The sequence below is a fragment of the Streptomyces sp. NPDC040622 genome (genome assembly GCF_055593965.1).
This window is the reverse complement of sequence record NZ_JBVIXD010000001.1, coordinates 419,628-438,746: the sequence shown is the minus strand read 5'-3', so window position 1 is coordinate 438,746 and position 19,119 is coordinate 419,628. Positions and strand designations below refer to the sequence as shown.

Sequence of the window (19,119 nt, the reverse complement as noted above, 5' to 3'; positions counted from 1 at the left end):
TCGCGTTCACGCGGGGTGTCCCGCCGTCAGGAGCGGTCCCGCGTTCCTGCTCGCGCGCACCAGGGGCTGCCATGCCTCGATCAGCAGGGCGAAGTCCTCGATGTCGCTGCGCGCCTCGTCCAGGAGGCGCTCTCGGAGCGTGGCCAGGTGGTCGGCGCAGTCGGCGTACCGGCCGCCGAGGGTGCGGTAGGCGGCGTCGACGCGGTCGAGGCGCCACACGTTCTCGGCCGGGTCGAGGCGGGTGCTCTCGCGGGCGAACTGGGCGATGACGGATCCGCGGACATGACCCTGCTCGTCCAGGAGTGCTTCGCCTGCCGCCCCCATCCGGTCGTAGATGTGGTTGAAGTAGAGCATCGAAAGGAAGAACTTGACGAAGCGCGTCTGGTACGCGAGGAAGCCGGCGTCCGTCCTGCGTTCCGCGGTGTAGAAGTTGACGATGTTGCGGTTGTGCAGGACGCCGGGCAGTGCGGCGTCGTGCACCAGATGGATGAGGAAGTAGTCGCTGCCGATGGTGTCGGTCGCGGGCGGCAGCGGCACGCGTTCGTGCACGTCGTGGAAGCTGATGTTGCACATGTCGACGCGCATCGGGTCGACCAGGCCCAGCGTCGCCCTGTCGTGCGTGAACGTGTCGGAGCCGGCTCCCCGGAAGGAGTCGTCGACCAGGGCGCGCTTCTCGTCGTCGGACCAGTGGGTGGGCGCCCAGAGGCTCACGACGTCGTGGTAGACGTCCTCGTCCAGGCGGCGGATCTCGCCGATGTCGACGGAGAGTTCACCGACGAAGGAGCTGCCGACCATCGCCACGGGCTTGTGGGCGTGGTCCGGGTCGAGGGTGGTGTCGGTGACGCCCTGCGCGGCCTCGGACGCGGGCCTGCCGAGCGACATCAGCTCGTGGTGGACGGGGAAGACGGGCTCGCCGTCGGCGCTCTGGTAGCGGCTGTCGGAGTCCCTGCGGTGCACGGACTCGCAGCCCAGCGCGGCGCCGATGAGGAAGGCGCGGTTGGTGCAGGCGCCGTAGGACACGCCGTCCGGGAGCATCAGGTCCAGCATCAGCTCGGGCTTGGCGACGTCGGCCCCGCCGATCACCCGGCGCAGGAAGTCGCGCTGGGCGGCCTCGTCCAGGTGGTGCACGACGACGTGCGGCACGTCCGGCAGCGCCCGTACGGCGTGGGCGTGTTCGGCGTACGTGGCGGGGTCGGAGGAGTCGAGGATCAGCAGGTGCGCCTCGACGTCGAAGTGCGCGGCCGCGTAGGCCGCTTCCTCGCCGATCGCCGCGATGGTCTGCGGGCAGGCCCGGTTGGTGGGCAGTGTCAGGCAGATTCTGCGCATGCGGCGTCCCCGATCGGCTCGTCGGCGGACAGGTCCTGGCCGTTCCAGGACTTGAGGCCGAGCAGCTTGGCGCCCAGGTCGTTCAGTGCGGCCGTGCCGTACCGCAGGGACTCGTGCTTGTGGGCGTCGCCGACGAGCGTGCCGTTCCACGTGGGCGTGCTCAGGTCCTGCCAGGAGTCGACGCGGGAGCGGCGCAGCTCCTCGTGGGTCTCCAGGGCGGGCATCATCGAGAGGTACTGGACCGCCCGGACGCCGTTCTCGGAGGTGTTGGGGGCCACACCGTGCGCGAGCAGGCCGTTCCATATCAGCAGGTCGCCGGCTTCCAGCTCCGGGCGGACCACGGGCAGTTCGGCCTGGTCGATCGCGGGGCGGATCGGGTCTCGGTCGTCGGGCTGAAGGGCCTTCCAGCGGTCGAACTGGCGGAACAGTTCGGGGCAGCACTGGAAGCCGCCGTGGTCCTGCCGCGTGTCGTCCAGGGCGATGATGCCCTGCACGCGCTGGGGCAGCACGCCGAGCGTGGTGTCGACGTCCCAGTGCAGGTTGATGTCGAACCCGCGGTCCGTGGGCGCGATCAGCGAGCGGGAGCGGTTCTTGATGTTGGGCGGGTTGAGGTTGAGGCGGTCCAGCGTCACCCAGAGCTCTTCGCAGTCCCACACGTCGACGAACGCGTCGTAGACCCGCTGCGCCTGGCGGCTGTCCCAGATCAGCTGGTGGTGGTAGGCCTCGACGAAGCCGTAGACGTGCAGCTCACGGTCCAGGTCGGAGCGGAACTCGCGCTCCTCGTACCAGGTCTCGGGACGGCCGCGGTCCAGGCCCTGGAAGTCCCAGGCGAAGTCGAGCAGGTCCTTGGCGGCCTCGGTGGGGATCGCCTGCTTCACGACGACGTAGCCGTACGTCTGCCAGAAGGCGAAGTCCTCTTCGGAGAGGACACGCAGGGGGCGGGTCTTCTTGAGGTCGCGCAGCTGTGTCTGCGCCAGGTAGGTCTCGCCGTCCGAGCCGAAGTACGGCACGTCGGAGGGGGCGCGGTGGAGGTAGTCACTCGCTGACATGTGGTGCTCCAAGGTTCGGTTCTTTCACCCGGCGGCAGGCCTCCACGCCGGGTCGGACGAGCCGTTGGCCCGTCGGGGCAGCGCATTCACACCCGCCCCCTGTCGAACTTGCGTCCTACCAAAATGGACTAGACCAACTACCCCTGTCAACAATTGAATTGGGTGCCTTGGCAGCCAAAAATGCGACATTTACCCCTGGTTCATCCGCCCGTCACACGATGATTCGGCAAAGATTGGGCGGCGCAACTCCGGCCTACTGGACGGTAGTTGGTCCGGACCAGGTGCGTGAACGTGCGAAACGCTCACCTGCGCGCAGCGACACGCCCCGACACCCGGTTCCGGGTGTCGGGGCGGCTGCACGGTGACCGCGCCGGACTGCTGCACAGCGCGGCGGAAGTGGTGGCACGTGGCGCTGGTGCATCCGGCTCCAGCACGCCGGACGGCATGGAGCGGACCGGCCCCGGGGCGCCCTTCGGGGTCGGTGCGGTTCAGCCGGCTTCCGTCCGGCGAGGTCCTGTCCGGCGCGATCCCGTCCGGCGAGGTCCTAGGACTTCGCGCGCGGCGCGATGCCGAAGTCGAACGCGACCGTTCCCGGGTCGATGGCCGTCACGCCGCCGTCGACGGTCAGCGTCGCGCCGTTGACGAACGACGCGGCGGGCGACAGCAGCCAGGTGATCGCCTCGGCGACCTCCTCCGGCTGTCCGGGGCGGCCCGTCGGGACGAGCCGGGTCGCCTCGTCGTAGGCCGCGTCGGCACCGCCGTCACCGAGTCCCGCCTCCTGCGCGAACCGGTTCATCCGCCGGTCGGCCATCTCCGTCCGCACCCAGCTGGGGCAGACGGTGTTGGCGCGCAGCCCGGCCCGGCCGTAGTCGACGGCGACGGAGCGGCACAGCTGGAGCAGCGCCGCCTTGGACGTCGCGTAGGCGGCGTTGGCCACGCCGTTGCGGAGCGCGGCGACCGAGGCGACGGCGACGACCGAGCCGCGGGTCTTCAGAAGGTGCGGCAGCGCGGCGCGCAGCAGCAGGAAGGGGCCAGTGAGGTTGGTGCGCAGCACCAGGTCCCAGTCCTCGTCGGAGACGTCGCCGACCGCCCCGCCGCGCCCCACCCCGGCGTTGAGGACGAGACCGTCCACGCGCCCGTACTCCTCGACGGCCGCGGCGACGAGGCCGGCGACCGCGTCGGGGTCCCCCGCGTCGGCGGGGTGGGCCAGCGCCCCGGTCTCCCGCGCGACCTCGCCCAGGGGTTCGGGGCGCCGCCCCGAGATCACCACGTGGTGCCCGGCGGCGCGCAGCTGCCGTGCGGTGGCGGCCCCGATACCGGTACCGCCGCCCGTGACGATGACGACTCGGCTCTCTGTCATGCCTGTTCAGCCTCCGTACGCAGTCGTAAGCACATGCGGCGATGATACGGAGCCGCCCGCTCACGACCGCGTACGGATGTCCCGCCTACTCGTCGATCGCCGCACCGAACGCCGAGGCCGCGGCCGGCGCCCCCAGCGATCCCGCGCCGTACGTCCAGGACCCGGCGCCGGTGACGCCGCCCGATCCGGCGGAGAGCACCCACACCACGCCGTCCCCGGCGTTCTCACCGGGTGCCGCCGCGAGGAGCCCGAAGCGGCCGTCGCGGTTCGGGTCGGTGAGCCGCACCTGCGCGCCCCACTTGTCGCCCTTCTCGGCCTCGCCGGGGATGTCGGCGGAGTTCTGGTCGAAGGACTTCGCGCCGCTCGCCGTCAGCCCGTGCTCCCCGCCGCGCAGCACCCAGACGGCGCCCGCGTCGGCGACCGTCCCGATGTCCTCGCCCGGCGCGCCGATCGCGACGTCCGCGTACCCGTCGCCGTTGGTGTCCGCTACGGACAGGTCCGCGCCCCAGCCGTCGCCGCGCTCGGCGATGCCGGGCACGCCCTCGACGTCCTGGGTCCACCACTTGGCCTCGTCCACGAGGCCGTCCGCGGTGCCGTAGCGCACGCCGACCAGACCGCCGGTCATCGTCTCGCCCCCGTCGTCCGGGGAGGCGGGCTCGCCGGTCACCAGGTCGTCGTAGCCGTCGTGGTTGATGTCGCCGGAGGCCGCGGCCGGGCCGCCGCGCAGGTCGTTCTTGTACGTGAGGCCGTCGGCACCGCCCGCGAACTGCACGGACCAGCCGTGACCGGGCTCGTCCCCCTCCGTCACGCCTGAGGCGACGAGGTCGGCGAAGCCGTCGTTGTCGTAGTCTCCGGTGGTCAGCGACTTGGACACGATCTGGCTCGCGTCGGCCGACCTGCCGAGCCGCTCGGTGGCCAGGCGGCGCGGCGACGCCTCGGCGCGGGCCTGCGGCGCGGGGTCGTACACGAAGAGCTCGACGTTGTCCCGGTCGAGCACGGCGAGGAGGTCGCCGGGCGTGTCCGCGGTGAAGTGCGCCGCGGCGAGGCTGAGGCCGAACTGCTGGCCCGCGGCGGCCTGCTGGCTCTGCAGCCAGCTGCTGGCGGCGCCGGTGAGTCCCGCCTTCGACCCCCACAGCACGGCGACGCCACCGGCATCGGCCCCCGCGTCCAGGTCCTCGCCGGGAATGCCGACGACCGCGTCGTCGTAGCCGTCGCCGTCCAGGTCGCCGGTGGCGACGGCCTTGCCGAACGCGTCGCCCGCCTCGGCGGCGCCGGAGACGCCGGCCGTCGACTGGCTGAACCGGGCGACGTTGCTGGTGGTGATGCCTCTGGTCGAGCCGTACTGGACGGTGACGAGTCCCGCGCCCTTCTGGCCGCTGACCGTCGCCCCCGGGGCGCCGACCAGCACGTCCTCGTATCCGTCGCCGTTGAAGTCGCTGTTGCGGTCGTCGGCGTGGGTACCCCCAGGGGTGCCGGCGACGGCGGAGGGAGCGGCGGCGATGCCGGCCCCGGTCAGCAGGAGGAACGAGGCCGCGGCGAGGGCGGCCGAACGGTTCTTGCGCACGAGCGGCTCCTGTGAAGGAAGGTGGCCGGGCAGGAGCGGGGGGTGTCCGGAAAGGGCCCGTTCCTTGTCCGGCGCCCTGTTCGACACGGGATGGGGCACAAGGGTTGTACGGGGTCCTCGACCTGCCGTCCGGGTGTGAACTCCCAGGTCCTGGCCGTCACTTCCAGCCGTACGCGTACGCCGCCACCCAGGTGATCTCCAGCCGCGCGCTGCTGCCCGGCGCCGCTCCCGGCCCCTCCAAGGCGCTCTCGTTCTGCAGGATCCAGGACAGCGGCCGGTCCGGCACGCCCCTGGTGTCGTGTCCGGTCTCGCGCCCGTCGACGAAGAACCGCACATGGCCGGGGGTCCACTCGGTGGTCACGGTGTGCCACGCGGTCCAGGTGTCGGCGCCCGGGTACGCACCCTGTTCGCCGCCGCCGCAGGGGTGGTGGAAGGCGCTCATCGAGCCGGTCCACTCGCCTTCGGGGTGGTCCATCTCGCAGCCGCCGCCGTGGTGCAGCCAGGCGGACTTGTAGCCCGGGGCCTGTTCGGTCACCTTGATGCGGGCGCTGTACTTGCCGTACTTCATCTGCATGACGGCACGTGGTACGACCGCCGAGGCGTGCACGGGCCCTCCGTCGGCGGGCCGCCACATGCGGATGCGCATGCGGCCGTCGCCGTCCGCGGCGGGGCCCACGCTCACGGTGTCCTCGGGGTGGTAGACGCCGACGACGCCACGGTTCCTTTCGTTCGCCGTGTCGCGCCAGCCGGTGGGGTAGGCCCACCAGTTGTCGCGGTAGGCCCCGTCGAGTCCGGCGCAGTACGCGGCGGAGGTGTCGGCGTGGTGGTCGCAGTCGCTGAACGCGCCGAGCGGCACCCGGTCCCCGTTGAAGTCCTCGGCGAGGACCTGCCAGAACGGCCCGCAGTCACCGCGCGGCAGCGTGCTGCCCGCGGTGCGGCAGGCGTCCGCCGGCACCGGCGCTCCCCCGGCGCTCGGGATGCAGAGCAGAGCGGCGAGCAGCGTCGCGCCGAGCGCGCCGACCACGGCCGGCCGCCCGCGCCGCCGTCCCGCCGCCGCGTGTGTTCCCATCGCGCTGCCTCCGCTCCAGGGGCGCCCCGCAGGAAGGGCATCCTCGTGGAGCGCGCACCGCCCCGCCAGAGCCGGGGCGCACCTACCGCCCGCGTGCGAGCTACAGCCGCGCCGCCAACAGTTCCTTGGTGTACGGCTCTCGCGGGCTCTCGAAGATGTCCTCCCGCGTCCCGGTCTCGACGATCTCGCCCCCGTGCATCACCGCGATGCGGTCGCACAGGTGGCGTACGACGGCCAGGTCGTGCGAGACGAACAGGAGCGAGAGGCCGAGCTCGTCGCGCAGGTCCATCAGGAGGTTGAGGACCTGGGCCTGCACCGAGACGTCCAGTGCGGAGACCGGTTCGTCGGCGATGATCAGGCGGGGCCGGGGCGCGAGGGCCCGGGCGATGCCGATGCGCTGGCGCTGGCCGCCGGAGAACTCGTGCGGGTGGCGTGGCAGGTCGTCGGCGGACAGGCCGACCTGTTCCAGGAGTTCGACGGCCCGCGCCCGGCGCTCGGCGCGGCCCATGCCGGTGTGCACCCGCAGGGGTGTGGTGACGATCTCCTCGACGGTGCGCCGCGGGTTGAGGCAGGCGTACGGGTCCTGGAAGACCAGCTGGACGTCGCGGCTGAGCGTGCGGCGCAGGGCGGTGTCCTCGGCTGCGCGTGCGATGTCCCGGCCTTCGAAGCGAACCGATCCGCCGGTCGGCTTCTGCAGTCCGGCCAGGACGCGGGCGGTGGTGGACTTGCCCGAGCCCGACTCGCCGACCAGGCCGAGGGTCTCGCCCTCGGCGATCCGCAGACTCACCCCGCGCACGGCGTGCATCCCGGGCCTGCGCCGCCCGAGCACGGTCCGCCCGCCACCGAACTCGACGCGGAGGTCGACGACTTCGGCGAGTGCGGCGCCCGGTTCGGCGGCGCGGCCGGCGCCCGCGGATGCGGCCGGGCTTCGGGGTGCGGGGTGCGGGGTGTCGACCGTGGGCAGGCGGGTGCCCGGAACCGTGTCCAGGGAGGGTGCCGCGCCGACGAGCGCCCGCGTGTAGGGGTGCGTGGCGGCGCACAGGAGCCGGTCCGTGGGGCCGGACTCCACCACGCGGCCCTCGCGCATGACGAGCATGCGGTCGGTGGCGGCGGCGACCATGCCGACGTCATGGGTCACCAGGACCACGGCCGTGCCGTACTCGCGCTGCAACTCGCTCATCAGGTCGAGGACTTGACGCTGCACCCGGGCGTCGAGCGCCGTGGTCGGCTCGTCGGCGATCAGTACGTCGGGGTGGTTGACGAGCGCCATGGCGATCATCACGCGCTGGCGCATCCCGCCGGAGAACTGGTGCGGGTGGTCGCGGGCCCGGGCGGCCGGGATGCCGACCCGCTCCAGCATCTCCACGGCCTTGCCGCGCGCCCGCTCCCGGCCGGCGCCCCGGTGGTGCAGCCGGTAGGCCTCGGCGAGCTGGGCGCCCACGCCGTGGAAGGGCGAGAGCGAGGCCAGGGCGTCCTGGAACACCATGGCGATGCGCCCGCCGCGCAGCGCCTTCAGCCGGGCCTCGCTCGCGCCGACGATGTCGGTGCCGCCGACCTCGACGGTGCCCCGGACCTTCGTCCGGGCGGGATCGTGCAGGCCCATCGCGGCCAGCCCCACGCTGGACTTGCCCGACCCCGACTCCCCCACGAGGCCGAGGACCTCGCCGCGCGCCAGGTCGAAGGAGACGTCCTGGGCGGCGGTGACGGTGCCGCGCGGTCCGGTGAAGGACACCGTCAGGTCGCGCACGCTCAGCACCACGTCGTGCTCGGTCATGCGAGCCTCACCCTCGGGTCGAGCCAGGCCACCACCAGGTCGGCGACGGCCACGAACACCACCACGAAGAACGCGGCGATCAGTACGGTGCCGACGACGGTCGGCAGGTCGTTCTGGGTGACGGCGTCGACGGCGAGCTTGCCGACGCCGCTCAGTCCGAAGACCGTCTCGGTGATGAAGGCGCCGCCGAGCAGCGCCCCCACCTCCAGGCCCAGCAGTTGCACGATCGGTGCCGCGGCCCCGCGCGCGGTGTACTTCAGATGGGTGCGCAGCGTGCCGAGGCCCTTGCCGCGCGCGGTGCGTACGTAGCCCTCGTGCATGACTTCGAGGAGCTGGGCTCGGGAGAGCCGGGCGAAGACCGCCGCGTTGACGAAGCCGAGCACCAGGCAGGGCAGGAGCAGTCCGGCCGCCCAGGCGGCCGGGTCCTCCCCCGGCGGGGTGTAGCCGGGCAGCGGCAGCCAGCCCGTGGAGTACACGAGGAGGTACTGCAGCGCGTAGCCGAGGAAGTAGATCTGCACGCTCGCGCCGATCAGCGTGAAGCCGGACAGCAGCCGGTCGCCGACGGAGCCGCGGCGCAGCGCGGAGAAGAAGCCCACGCCGATGCCCGCCAGGAGGATCACGACGAGCGCGCCGCCGGCCAGCGAGAGGGTGACGGGGAAGCGGCCGGTGATCGCGGAGAGCACCGGTTCGTGCAGGGTGTAGGAGTAGCCGAGGCAGGGCGCGGGGCAGGCGATGGCGCTGCCGTCGACGTCGCTGATGGTGCGCCCCGCGAAGAGCCCGCGCAGGTAGTCGGCGTACTGGGTCAGGATCGGCTGGTCCAGGCCCATGCTGTGGCGTACGGCCGTGACCTGCCCGGCGTCGCACTTGGGGCCGCACGCGATGGCGGCCGGGTCGGACGGTGCCGCGTAGAAGAGGGCGAAGGCGGTGGCGGAGATGGCGAGGAGCACCACCGCGGCCTGCGCGCCCCGCCGTGTCAGATAGGTGAGCATGGGTCAGGACTTCTTCAGGTACAGCCAGGCGGGGCCGATGGTGCCGTAGATGGGGTGGATGAAGGCGCCGCCGACGTTCTCGCCGCGGGCCTGCTGGACGCGCTGGTGGAGGAACGGCACGAGCGGCACGTCCTTCATGATCGTGTTCTTCTCGAGCGCGACGAGGGCCTTCGCCTTCTCGGTCGCGTCGCCGAGCTTCGCGATGCGGTCGAGTTCCTCGTCGACGGCCGGGTTCTTGTAGCGCGGGTCGTTGTCGAGGCTGTCGCGGCGGCTGTCGAAGCGATAGGGCACGCCGGTGGCGGGGGTCGGCCAGTCCACGGAGGAGCCGGACATCCACAGGTCGTACTGCGGGTCGGTGCCGCGCAGCACCTCGTTGGTGTAGGCGGCCAGCGGCATCGGCTTGGTGACCAGGGTGATGCCCGCCTTGCCGAAGGCCTCGACGAGGACCTGGGCGACGCGGTCGTTGGCGGCGTTGGACTCGTAGGCGTAACTCAGGCTCTTGACGGGCTGCTTGGCCTTGGCGAGGTGCTCCTTGGCCTTCTTGATGTCGCCGGCCGGGGCGACCGGGTACGCGTCGTACTTCTGGTAGCCGACGATCGCGGGCGAGGAGTACGTGGTGGCGATGTCTCCGACGCGCGGGCCGCCGAGGGCCTGTCGTGCCTGCCGGCGCGGGAAGAGGTAGTGGACGGCCTTGCGGACCTCGGGATCGGATACGCGGTCGTTCCTGACCACCAGGTGGTAGGTGAACGCGCCGCGCCGGCCGTCGACGACGAGCCGCTTCTTCTTCGGGTCGCGGGCCGCCTCGCCGTAGAGCTCGGGCGGCAGTTCGTTCTTGGTGGTGACGGTGTCCGCGCCGTCTCCACGCCCGTTGAGGATCTCCTGGGCGGTGTTGAGCTCCTTCTTCTCGAAGGTGAACTCGAAGCGGTCGGCGTACTGGTGGCGAATCGGGTCGGTCGCCGCCTTCCAGTGCGGGTTCCGCTCCAGGGTCATGCTCCGGTTCTGTTTGTGCTCGACGATGCGGTACGGGCCGGTGGCGAACGGCTTGAGGTCGTAATTCGTCCCCGTGTCCTTGTCCGGGCGCACGGGCGAGGAGGAGGACTGGGCGGCCATGAACGGCACGTCGGACTGCGGCTTCGCGAAGTGGAAGACGATGGTCTTGGCGTCCGGCGTCTCGATGCCCTTGAAGTCGCCGTCCTTCTCGGGACCGCCGTAGACCTTGCGGGCCCTGGCGAGGTCCTGCTGACCGGTGAGCCACTGCGGCCAGTAGGGCGGGCCGAGTTCGAAGCCCGGGGCGAAGGTGCGCTCGATGCCGTACTTGATGTGCCGCGAGGTGACGGGCTTGCCGTCCTCCCAGGCGATGCCGTCCTTCAGCCGGTACGTCCAGGTCCGGCTGCCGTCGGAGGGCTTGCCCGTGTCGGTGGCGAGGTCCCCGACCAGCTTGGCCTTGCCGTCGACCACCTGGTACTGGGTCAGCTGACGGCCCCAGAGCAGCGAGGTGTTGTACGTCTCGCCCGCGTAGATCTTCTGCGGGTCGAGGTGCGAGGAGTCCCGGAGGTTGGCGACGCGCAGGGTGCCGCCGCGCCGGGCACCCGCGACGGCGGGGGCCGGTCCCGCGCTGTCCTTGGCGGTGCCGATGCCCGCGGTGAGGTTCGGCTCGCCGCCGGCGGACGCCGCGCCGCCGTCCGAGGTTCCTGCGCCCGAGGAGCACGAGCAGAGCACGAGCAGGGCGCACACGGCGGCGAGGACCGGCCGGGCCGTGCTGCGCGGGCTGATTCTGGGCATGACGAACTCCCTGGTGGGGCTGAAGGATTGGTCTGACGGCAGAGGAAGCAGAGCGCTCAGCGGCGCGTACGGGGGTCGAGCGCGTCCCGCACCGAGTCGCCGAGCAGGTTGAAGGCGACGACGAAGACGAGGATCGTCACGCCGGGGAAGAACATGTACGTCGGGTCGTCGTAGAAGACCTCGGCGCCGCGGGCGATCATCCGGCCCCAGTCGGGGATGGGTTCGCTGATGCCCACGCCGAGGAAGGAGAGCGCGGCCTCGGCGGTCACGATGCCCGGCAGGGCGATGGTGATGTGCACCAGGACGGGCGCCCACACGTTCGGCAGCAGCTCGCGGAAGACGATGTGGCGGCGGCTCGCGCCCACGGCCCGTGCCGCGTCGATGAACTCGCGCTCGCGCAGGGAGCGCACGGTGGTCCGCAGCATCATCGCGAGGGGCACCCAGCCGAAGGCGGCGAAGACCAGGACCAGCACGGTGAACTGCATCCACGCGGGCTCGTTCTCGCCGGGTGCGACGAAGCGGGTCTGGACGATCGGGCTCAGGGCGAGGAGGAGCAGCAGCGTGGGGAAGGCGAGGAGCACGTTGCAGACGAAGGTGAAGACCCGGTCGGCGAGCCCGCTCAGATAGCCGACTCCCACCCCGAGGACGACGCCGACGACGGCGATGAGCACGATGGACGCGGCGGCGACGAGGAGCGAGGTGCGGATCCCGTACAGCAGCTGGGTGAGGACGTCCCTGCCGAGGCCGGGTTCGACGCCGAACCAGAAGGTGCCGGACATCCCGCCGTTGGGCAGCACCGGCAGGCCCTCCTCACTGAGGAGCCCCGGTTCGTTCTGACCGTAGTGCTCGGTCGGGTTCTTGCCGTAGAGGGCGGCGAGCAGGGGCGCGGCGAGCGCGAGGACGGCGAAGAGCAGGACGACGGCGAGCGAGGCGAGGCCGAGCCGGTCCCTGCGGAACGCCCCGAGCGCCACGGCGAACGGGCCACGGGCTCTGTGCTGCTGTACGTCGGCCATGCGCTGCCGTGCTCCTGGTGCTCATGCCCGCACCGGTTCGCGGAGGCGGGACTTGGACATCGCTCCCGCTCGACGGAAAGGGTGGTCCGTGCCGGGATGCGGAGAATTACAACACCGCGGGAAGCGGACTTTCCACACGCGGGCACGGCGTTCACCGCGTTCATGATCGGTACGTTTCAGCAGCCTTTCCGCAGGCCGTGAATTGTTCATGGAGCGGCAACAGGGGAGGGAATTCTTCACCTCAAAACGGGGCATTCGACCTCATGCGCCCGCACCTCCGCGTTACCTTGTGAACTCCCCCACAACCCTTCACATCTGAGCCAGTATGGGCATTACGCAGACGAATCGAAGACAGTGGGCACCTCTCACCTCCCCCGGCTCGTATGGCCCAACACTCATCCTTTGCAGTGCTCTTCGTATGAAGCGCGGATCGGTTGAATGGTCGCGGGCGACAATCGTGCGAGCCTCCTCCACGTCTCTTTGACCTTGTGAGGAGCTGATGTGCACGTGACTTTTCCTTCCCTCGTCCAGTCCGGAATGAGGTACCTCTGTCTCCTCGGCATCGTCGCGGGAAGCGGTCTCTCAGCCGTGCCCGCCGGCGCGCACTCCGATGCGGGGCCGGCCCCATCGCCGGCCGGGCCCCGCGCGGCCGCCGCCGCGAAGCCCCTGCCCGGCGGCCTCGGCCCGTGCGTGCCGGGCAACTGCCCCGACGACGACTACCCGCCGATCAACAACGGCGGGATCACGTACCGCGACAACGCCGTCAACATCTATGTGGGCAAGGACTTCCTGGTCCGCGAGAAGGCCGCGGAGGCCGAGGGCCGCGTCGTGGTCCTCGGCGACTTCGACCAGGACAAGGCGGCCGGGGTCAGCGGCATCTACAACGTCGGCGAGGCCGGCGTCGGCTCCCGTGTCACACCGCCCGTGGGATCGGACTGGCTCACCACCGGCGGCGACGTCAAGGTGGCCGCCGGGGAGCGGCTGCTCGCCGAGGAGGGCGTGGTGCGGCACGCCGGGAACGCGACCGGCACGATCGAGAGCACCCTGCGCAAGGACCCCGACGCCGCCAAGCCCTACATCCCGCTGCGGGACCAGCTGACCGAGGCCAGCCAGTGCTACGCCCACCCCGAGGGCGGCACCCGCACCCCCACGGGCACGGCCACGCACGCGGGCGGCGAGACCCTCTTCTCCGGCGACAACACCTCCATGCTGCAGGTCTTCAACGTCGACTTCGACCTGATGGGCGCCAGCGGCGGCCAGGAGGGCATCCGCTTCGAGGGCATCCCGGACGGCGCCACGGTCCTGGTGAACATCCTCGGCACCAATCGCTCCATCAACACCTACAGCGGCACCATCGACGACAGCAGTCAGCTCAACAAGCTGCGCAGCCGCCTGCTGTGGAACTTCCCCGACGCCACCTCGGTGGAGGTCAAGGGCACCGGACAGTTCCAGGGCAGCGTCCTGGTCGGCAACCAGAGCTCGATGACCACGGTCAGCGTGCCGGGCATGAACGGCCGCTTCTTCACCACGGGCTCGCTCACCCACACCAGCGCGGCCTCGGGCGGCGGCGGCCAGGAGTTCCACAACTACCCCTTCAACGGCGACCTTCCCGACTGCGCCAACGCGCCGACCTCCGGCCAGGTGAAGGTGGTCAAGACCGACGAGGAGAGCGGGAAGCCGCTCGCGGGCGCCGAGTTCGAGCTGTGGCAGGAGACCAACGGCGTCGACGGCCTGCAGACCGGCGGCGGCGACCCCGACACGAAGGTCGGCGGCCCCTGCCTGACCGAGGCGCCGGGCGAGTGCGTGCGGACCGTGCCGCTCGGCACGTACTACTGGCGCGAGACCAAGGCCCCGGACGGCTACCGGCTGCCCTCCCCGGCCGTCTTCGGACCTGTGGAACTGACCGAGGCGAACGCCGACGCGGGCGTCGAGGTCCCGGCCACGAACGAGAAGAAGCTGCACGTCAACAAGGGTGACGTCACGGTCGTCAAGAAGAACAAGGACACCGGCGCCCCGCTGGCGGGAGCGCGCTTCCAGCTCTGGCGCGAGACCAACGGCACCCCGGGCCTGCAGCAGAAGGGCCCGGACCCGGACACCGCGACGGGCAAGCCCTGCACGACGGACACCGCGGGGACGTGCCGCAGGAACGTGAGCGTCGGCACGTACTACTGGGTCGAGACGAAGGCCCCGGACGGCTTCGACCTGCCGGACCCGGCCGTCTTCGGGCCGCTGGACCTGACCGACGCCAACGCGGCGGACGGGGTCTCCGTCGAGGCGCTGAACAGCAAGCACGACCAGCCGGGTACCGTCGGCGAGATCACGGTCGTCAAGCGGGACAAGAAGACGGGCAAGCCGCTCAGCGGCGCCGTCTTCCAGCTGTGGCACGAGACCAACGGCAAGCCGGGCCTCCAGGCGTCCGGCGCCGGCCGGGACACCCTCGTCGACGAGGGCTGCGCCACGGACGGCCGGGGCCGGTGCGCGTTCAAGGGCCTCGACCTCGGCTCGTACTACCTCAAGGAGACGGCCGTGCCCGACGGCTACGTCCTGCCGAAGAACACGGTCAGCGGCCCGCACAAGGTCACCGCGGGCAACGCCGCCAAGGGCGTCACGGTGACGCTCAGCAACCAGCGCGGCGGCGGCAAGAAGGGGAAGTGACCCTCCCCGCCCCTGCGGGCACGGGTGGCGTCAGCTGCCCGTGCCCGGCTTCGTTCCCCAGATGTAGAGGCGGTCGCCCTTCTGCAGCAGGTCGTACAGCCGGGCGGCGTCGCCCAGGGACAGGTTCACGCAGCCGCCCGACCCGGCGGAGAACAGATCCTGGCGGGTGCCGTGCAGGGCTTGTCCTCCGTTGAAGAACTGCGCGTACGGCATGGGCACGTGATAGATCGTCGAGTAGTGGTTGCGGTTCTTCCAGTAGATCCGCTGCCAGCCGCGGCGGGTCTCCAGGCCGTCCCTGCCGCTGCGGATCGGCACCGGGTCGAAGACCAGCCTGCCGCCGCTCTGCGCCCACAGGATCTGCCGGGTGAGGTCCACGCAGGTGACCCGGTACGGCTTCACCGGGCAGGCGCGCCGGGCCGCCGGATCCCGCCGGATCTTGTCCGCGACGAGCAGGCGGTACGTCCGCAGCGTGGCCCTGCCGTCCGCCGGGCGGATACCGAGCCGCTGCTGGAGCCCGCGGATGGCCGCGCAGTCGGCGGCGGACTGGCGCCCGTCGACCGGCAGCCGCAGCTCGCGCTCCATTTCCCGCTGGTAGGGGGCGGCGGCGCCCGCGCGGCAGGCCGGCCCGGTGGCGCCGGGGGCGGCGACCGCGTGCGAGGCGGGAACGGCCGTCACGGGAACGGCCAGGGACAGGACGGCGATCGACGAGAGGAACCAGCGCATCGCACCAGCTTCACCGGTGTGCGTCCGCACCCTCGGCGACACGACCTGACCATCACATAATTGCTCCGACCGGGGGGCGTGCGGGTCACCCTCGCAACCCTGTTGCAACGTGCGGGCGGGCAGGCTCCTCGCATGGACCGTCATGAGACGCAGGACACCGGGGGCGGCACGCCCCGGGTGGAGCTCACCCCTGCCGCCGCCGGGCTCGTACGGCGACTGCGCGAGAACCACGGGCCGCTGATGTTCCACCAGTCCGGCGGCTGCTGCGACGGCAGCGCGCCCATGTGCTTCCCGGACGGCGAGTTCCGCACCGGCGAATCCGACGTGTGCCTCGCGTCGCTGACCGTCGAAGGGGTCGCGGAGCCCGTAGCGTTCTGGATGTCCAGGAGCCAGTACGAGGTGTGGAGTCATACTCGGCTGATCGTGGACGTCGTACCGGGACGGGGCAGCGGCTTCTCGCTGGAGGCCCCGGAAGGAGTACGTTTCCTCATCCGTTCCCGGCTGGTCGGAACGTAGTCACCGGCGTCTGGTGAACTCCCCTGGCTGCTGGGACAGTTGTTTCGCTGCACGGCCGACACCAGGGGGGACCTGTGACACGTCAGACGCAACGCGGTGGACGGTTCAGACTGGCCTGCGCCTTCCTCACCACGCTCGGCACCCTGGCCGGTACGGCTCTCCTGGGGGCGGCACCGGCCAGTGGCGCCGTCGGGGACGGGGAGCGCGCGGTCAGTCGCATCGCGCCGGGGGTCGAGTACCGGTACTTCGACATCCCCACCTCGCACGGCACCGCCCGCGCCCACGTGCTCGACGTGAACCTGCGTGATCCGCGCACGAGCGTCGGCCTGCTGTACCCGGGCAAGGTGGCCGCCCGTGCGCCCGTCTCCGCCCTCGCGGACGGCGTCGGCGCCGTCGGCGGCATCAACGGAGACTTCTTCAACATCACCGAGACCCAGCACCCCGGCGTCGAGGCGACCGGCGCCCCCGTCGGCCCCGCGATCGCGAACGGCCGCGCGCTCAAGGCCGCCGTGCCGGACGGGCAGCGCTTCGGCCCCGCGATGCCGCCGGGCGTGACCACCGAGGCCGTCCTCGGCGTCGGGTACGACCACAAGGCCCGCCTGGACAACCTCGCCCTGGACGGACAGATCCGGGCCGGCGGCGACCGGCTGCCGCTCGGCGGCCTCAACCAGTACGCCCTGCCGGTCGGCTCCGTCGGCGCCTTCACCAGCGACTGGGGAGACGTCTCGCGGGTGCGCGCGACGTGCGGCACCGACACGAGCCGCGGTGCGCCCTGCAGTACGGACACCCATGAGGTGACGCTCCGCGGCGGGCGCGTCGTGGCCTCGGCCGACACGCCGGGCACCGGCCCGATCGCCGCGGGCGACACGGTCCTGGTCGGGCGTGAGGCGGGCGCGCAGGAGCTGCGGAAACTGTCGACGGGCGACCGGGTGCGGGTCAGCCACCGGCTGGTGGCGGCCGAGTCGCATGTCCCGCTGCGCTTCGCGCTCGGCGGCTATCCCGTGCTGCGGGACGGCGTGCCGCTGCCGGGCCTCGACCCCACCACCTCCGCCGTGCGGACGGCGGCGGGGATCTCGCCCGACGGCCGCCGCCTGCTGCTGCTCTCGCTCGACGGCGCACCGGAGTTCCGCGGCGGCCTGACGATCGCAGAAGTGGCCGACACGCTGCGGGGGCTGGGTGCGCGGGACGGGTTCAGCCTGGACGGCGGCGGCTCCTCCACCCTGGTGTCCGCCACGTCCACCCTGGTCGCGCGGGCCCCGGGCGCCGATGCCGTGACCGTGCGCAACAACCCCAGCGGCGGGGCGGAGCGCCCGGTGCCCAACGGCATCGGCGTGTTCTCCCGGGGCTGATCCCTCACTGCGTGTCGCGGACCGCCACGAGCCCGTTGAAGGCGCCGACGTAGGCCGTCCCGTCGGGTCCCAGCGTCACCGGCGCCCAGTTGTTGTCGTACGCGACGCCCGTTCCTGCGAGCTGCTTCCACTTGGTCTCGCCGGAGCGGAAGTCGACGGCGGTGAGGTACCAGGCGTCGATGCCGAGCTTGTTGGGCTCCTTCGCGTAGAAGTACAGCAGGCCGTTGGCGGTGGAGAGCTTCGGCACGGTGGACGGGGAGCGCACCCCGCTCTCCCAGACCGTGTCGCAGCCGCTGCCGTCCTCGCGCACGTCGATCCTGCTGGCGCCGCCGACGACGCTGCGGCCGAAGGTGAGCGAGGTGATGTTCTCGTAGCCGTAGTTGTTCTCCACGACGAGGCTGTTGCCCCAGGTGATCAGGGAGTTGTCGGTGGTGGACGCGCCGGGGCCGAAGACGGGGACCTTGCAGACGAGCCGTTTTCCGTCCGGCACGTCGGCGTCGCGCCGGTAGACGAGGACGTTCATCCGGTCGTCGGCGTTGTCCGTGATCGCCACGTAGTCGTCGTGCTCGCCGAAGAGGTCGGGAGTGGTGCCCGAACCCTGGTTCACCGAGCCGGGCTTGGTGCCGGTGCCTCGGTCGTACGTCTGGCGCCACACGGCCTTCGGCGTGCCGTCCTCGGTGGCCCGGAAGCTGTAGAGGGCGTGGTCGGAGACGATCGAGACGCCGTCCTTCGCGACGGAGAAGGAGTTCTGGATCTCCTCGGCGTCCAGCCGCACGGCGCGGATGTCACCGGACTTCGGGTCGACGGTGCCGACGCGGCCCTGCCGGGTCACCCACCAGATGCGGCCCTCCCAGTCCGGCATGACCGAGGTGACCGGGTCGCACTCGCCGCTCGGGAAGAGGTTCGTCCAGCTCACGCAGTCGTGCGGGACGTGCGCGGTCAGGTCCCAGTCCTGGTCGACGACGAAGCGCCAGCCGCCGTCCGCCGTCCGCTCGTGGGCGAGCCGCACGATGTGCTGGCGGGAGTCGGCGAGGACGAGCCGGTCCTCGTTGTCGAGGTAGGAGTAGGCGCCGCCCGAGGTGTCCTTGAAGATCCTGGAGAAGTCGAGCCGTGTGATCGCCTCGACGGTCGACGGCCGCTGCGGCAGCTTGTACTCGGCGAGGGTGTCGAGGGTCTTCGGGTCGAGCAGCTTGACCAGGAAGCCGGTGAAGGTGCCGCACACGGTGACGATGCGTCCGTCCCGGTCGAAGGTGACGGTCGCGCACTCACCGCCGAGCGCCGCCATCTTCTCGCTGTCGACGGCGGGCCGTTTCCCGAGCGGACCGTTCCAGGGATACGTTCCGCTGCCCGCGGCGTCCGCGTGCATGCCGCTGCGGCCGTTGGCGGCGAGGTAGGGGTGCTGGGGCGGTGGGGTGCCGGGCAGCGGGCGGGCGTCGGCGGGCGCGCCCTCGTACTGCTCGACGAGCCGGTGCCCGGGGGCCTTGGGGATCTCGTCGGCGTACGCGGGGACCGCGAGGGAAGCGGTCAGGGCCACGACACTGACGGGAACGAGGCGGCGCAGTCTGCTGGACATGCGCCGAAGCTAGAGGGGACCTCTTGAAGTGTCCATGAAACAGCGTCAGTTGTTCACGAACCCGCAAAGAACGATCACGGCTGGATTCCGCTGACGATGTCGGCCGTGGCCGTCAGGCCGTCCCTGATGGTCGGCGCCATGCTCGAACTCGCCAGATAGAAGCCCAGCAGACCGCAGACGACGGCGTGCGAGAGCTTCAGGGCCCCGTTGCGCAGGAAGACCACCGCGAGGATCACGAGCAGCAGCACGACAGAGATCGAAACGGCCATGGGATGTACCTCCTCCGCCACGCGACACCGCGGCATGTGGCCGTCAGTTTGGCGTAGCGGAGGGCGCGTTCGGGCGTCTGACCTGTGCTCCGAACGAGTGTTACTCGC

At 71.4% G+C, this 19,119-nt stretch carries 15 protein-coding genes; 3 read left to right on the top strand and 12 right to left on the bottom strand.

Annotation, left to right across the window (positions count from 1 at the left end):
• Positions 1–6: 6 nt before the first annotated feature.
• From ACZ592_RS02025 to ACZ592_RS01985, 9 genes are all read right to left on the bottom strand, one after another.
• A complete protein-coding gene (locus ACZ592_RS02025) occupies positions 7–1,326 on the bottom strand; it encodes a DUF6271 family protein (RefSeq protein ID WP_471579536.1) in 1,320 nt (439 codons plus the stop codon).
• Positions 1,308–2,375, bottom strand: a complete 1,068-nt coding sequence (locus tag ACZ592_RS02020) for a phytanoyl-CoA dioxygenase family protein (RefSeq protein ID WP_471579535.1) — start codon at positions 2,373–2,375, stop codon at positions 1,308–1,310. Before ACZ592_RS02020 ends, ACZ592_RS02025 begins: the two co-directional genes overlap by 19 nt.
• Before the next feature lie 544 nt (positions 2,376–2,919).
• Complete coding sequence (locus ACZ592_RS02015) at positions 2,920–3,735, bottom strand: SDR family NAD(P)-dependent oxidoreductase (protein WP_471579534.1); 816 nt, start codon at positions 3,733–3,735, stop codon at positions 2,920–2,922.
• An 85-nt stretch (positions 3,736–3,820) separates the two neighbouring features.
• Positions 3,821–5,299: an esterase gene (locus ACZ592_RS02010; RefSeq protein ID WP_471579533.1), complete on the bottom strand. Its 1,479-nt coding sequence runs from the start codon at positions 5,297–5,299 to the stop codon at positions 3,821–3,823.
• 157 nt (positions 5,300–5,456) lie between these two features.
• A complete protein-coding gene (locus ACZ592_RS02005; protein ID WP_471579532.1) occupies positions 5,457–6,368 on the bottom strand; it encodes a glycoside hydrolase family 16 protein in 912 nt (303 codons plus the stop codon).
• 100 nt (positions 6,369–6,468) lie between these two features.
• A complete protein-coding gene (locus ACZ592_RS02000; RefSeq protein WP_471579531.1) occupies positions 6,469–8,142 on the bottom strand; it encodes a dipeptide ABC transporter ATP-binding protein in 1,674 nt (557 codons plus the stop codon).
• Positions 8,139–9,131 (bottom strand): ABC transporter permease, encoded by a 993-nt coding sequence (locus tag ACZ592_RS01995; protein ID WP_471579530.1) that lies wholly within the window; start codon positions 9,129–9,131, stop codon positions 8,139–8,141. The genes ACZ592_RS02000 and ACZ592_RS01995 overlap by 4 nt, the downstream gene beginning before the upstream one ends.
• 3 nt (positions 9,132–9,134) lie before the next feature.
• Positions 9,135–10,913 carry an ABC transporter substrate-binding protein gene (locus ACZ592_RS01990; RefSeq protein ID WP_471579529.1) on the bottom strand — a complete coding sequence of 593 codons (1,779 nt, stop codon included), beginning with the start codon at positions 10,911–10,913 and terminating at the stop codon, positions 9,135–9,137.
• Between the two features lie 56 nt (positions 10,914–10,969).
• Positions 10,970–11,926, bottom strand: a complete 957-nt coding sequence (locus ACZ592_RS01985; RefSeq protein ID WP_471579528.1) for an ABC transporter permease — start codon at positions 11,924–11,926, stop codon at positions 10,970–10,972.
• Positions 11,927–12,433: 507 nt separating this feature from the next.
• Here ACZ592_RS01985 and ACZ592_RS01980 point away from each other — a divergent pair.
• Positions 12,434–14,581, top strand: a complete 2,148-nt coding sequence (locus tag ACZ592_RS01980; RefSeq protein WP_471579527.1) for a choice-of-anchor A family protein — start codon at positions 12,434–12,436, stop codon at positions 14,579–14,581.
• A gap of 30 nt (positions 14,582–14,611) precedes the next feature.
• On the opposite strand, the gene ACZ592_RS01975 is transcribed toward ACZ592_RS01980, so the two are convergent.
• Positions 14,612–15,304: a L,D-transpeptidase gene (locus ACZ592_RS01975; RefSeq protein WP_471579526.1), complete on the bottom strand. Its 693-nt coding sequence runs from the start codon at positions 15,302–15,304 to the stop codon at positions 14,612–14,614.
• Positions 15,305–15,436: 132 nt separating this feature from the next.
• Here ACZ592_RS01975 and ACZ592_RS01970 point away from each other — a divergent pair, with 132 nt between their 5' ends.
• Entirely contained in the window at positions 15,437–15,820 is a 384-nt protein-coding gene (locus ACZ592_RS01970) for a DUF779 domain-containing protein (RefSeq protein WP_471579525.1), read from the top strand.
• A gap of 74 nt (positions 15,821–15,894) precedes the next feature.
• Positions 15,895–17,169: a phosphodiester glycosidase family protein gene (locus tag ACZ592_RS01965; RefSeq protein ID WP_471579524.1), complete on the top strand. Its 1,275-nt coding sequence runs from the start codon at positions 15,895–15,897 to the stop codon at positions 17,167–17,169.
• A gap of 4 nt (positions 17,170–17,173) precedes the next feature.
• Here the strand turns inward: ACZ592_RS01965 and ACZ592_RS01960 are convergent, their stop codons facing one another.
• Positions 17,174–18,742 (bottom strand): hypothetical protein, encoded by a 1,569-nt coding sequence (locus ACZ592_RS01960; RefSeq protein WP_471579523.1) that lies wholly within the window; start codon positions 18,740–18,742, stop codon positions 17,174–17,176.
• 74 nt (positions 18,743–18,816) lie between these two features.
• Complete coding sequence (locus tag ACZ592_RS01955) at positions 18,817–19,011, bottom strand: hypothetical protein (RefSeq protein ID WP_471579522.1); 195 nt, start codon at positions 19,009–19,011, stop codon at positions 18,817–18,819.
• Positions 19,012–19,119 lie beyond the last annotated feature (108 nt).

Coding starts and splice junctions, on each gene's coding strand:
- ACZ592_RS02025 (WP_471579536.1), bottom strand. CDS start 1,326: ATGCGCAGAATCTGCCTGACACTGCCCACCAACCGGGCCTGCCCGCAG.
- ACZ592_RS02020 (WP_471579535.1), bottom strand. CDS start 2,375: ATGTCAGCGAGTGACTACCTCCACCGCGCCCCCTCCGACGTGCCGTAC.
- ACZ592_RS02015 (WP_471579534.1), bottom strand. CDS start 3,735: ATGACAGAGAGCCGAGTCGTCATCGTCACGGGCGGCGGTACCGGTATC.
- ACZ592_RS02005 (WP_471579532.1), bottom strand. CDS start 6,368: ATGGGAACACACGCGGCGGCGGGACGGCGGCGCGGGCGGCCGGCCGTG.
- ACZ592_RS02000 (WP_471579531.1), bottom strand. CDS start 8,142: ATGACCGAGCACGACGTGGTGCTGAGCGTGCGCGACCTGACGGTGTCC.
- ACZ592_RS01995 (WP_471579530.1), bottom strand. CDS start 9,131: ATGCTCACCTATCTGACACGGCGGGGCGCGCAGGCCGCGGTGGTGCTC.
- ACZ592_RS01990 (WP_471579529.1), bottom strand. CDS start 10,913: ATGCCCAGAATCAGCCCGCGCAGCACGGCCCGGCCGGTCCTCGCCGCC.
- ACZ592_RS01985 (WP_471579528.1), bottom strand. CDS start 11,926: ATGGCCGACGTACAGCAGCACAGAGCCCGTGGCCCGTTCGCCGTGGCG.
- ACZ592_RS01975 (WP_471579526.1), bottom strand. CDS start 15,304: ATGCGCTGGTTCCTCTCGTCGATCGCCGTCCTGTCCCTGGCCGTTCCC.
- ACZ592_RS01970 (WP_471579525.1), top strand. CDS start 15,437: ATGGACCGTCATGAGACGCAGGACACCGGGGGCGGCACGCCCCGGGTG.
- ACZ592_RS01960 (WP_471579523.1), bottom strand. CDS start 18,742: ATGTCCAGCAGACTGCGCCGCCTCGTTCCCGTCAGTGTCGTGGCCCTG.
- ACZ592_RS01955 (WP_471579522.1), bottom strand. CDS start 19,011: ATGGCCGTTTCGATCTCTGTCGTGCTGCTGCTCGTGATCCTCGCGGTG.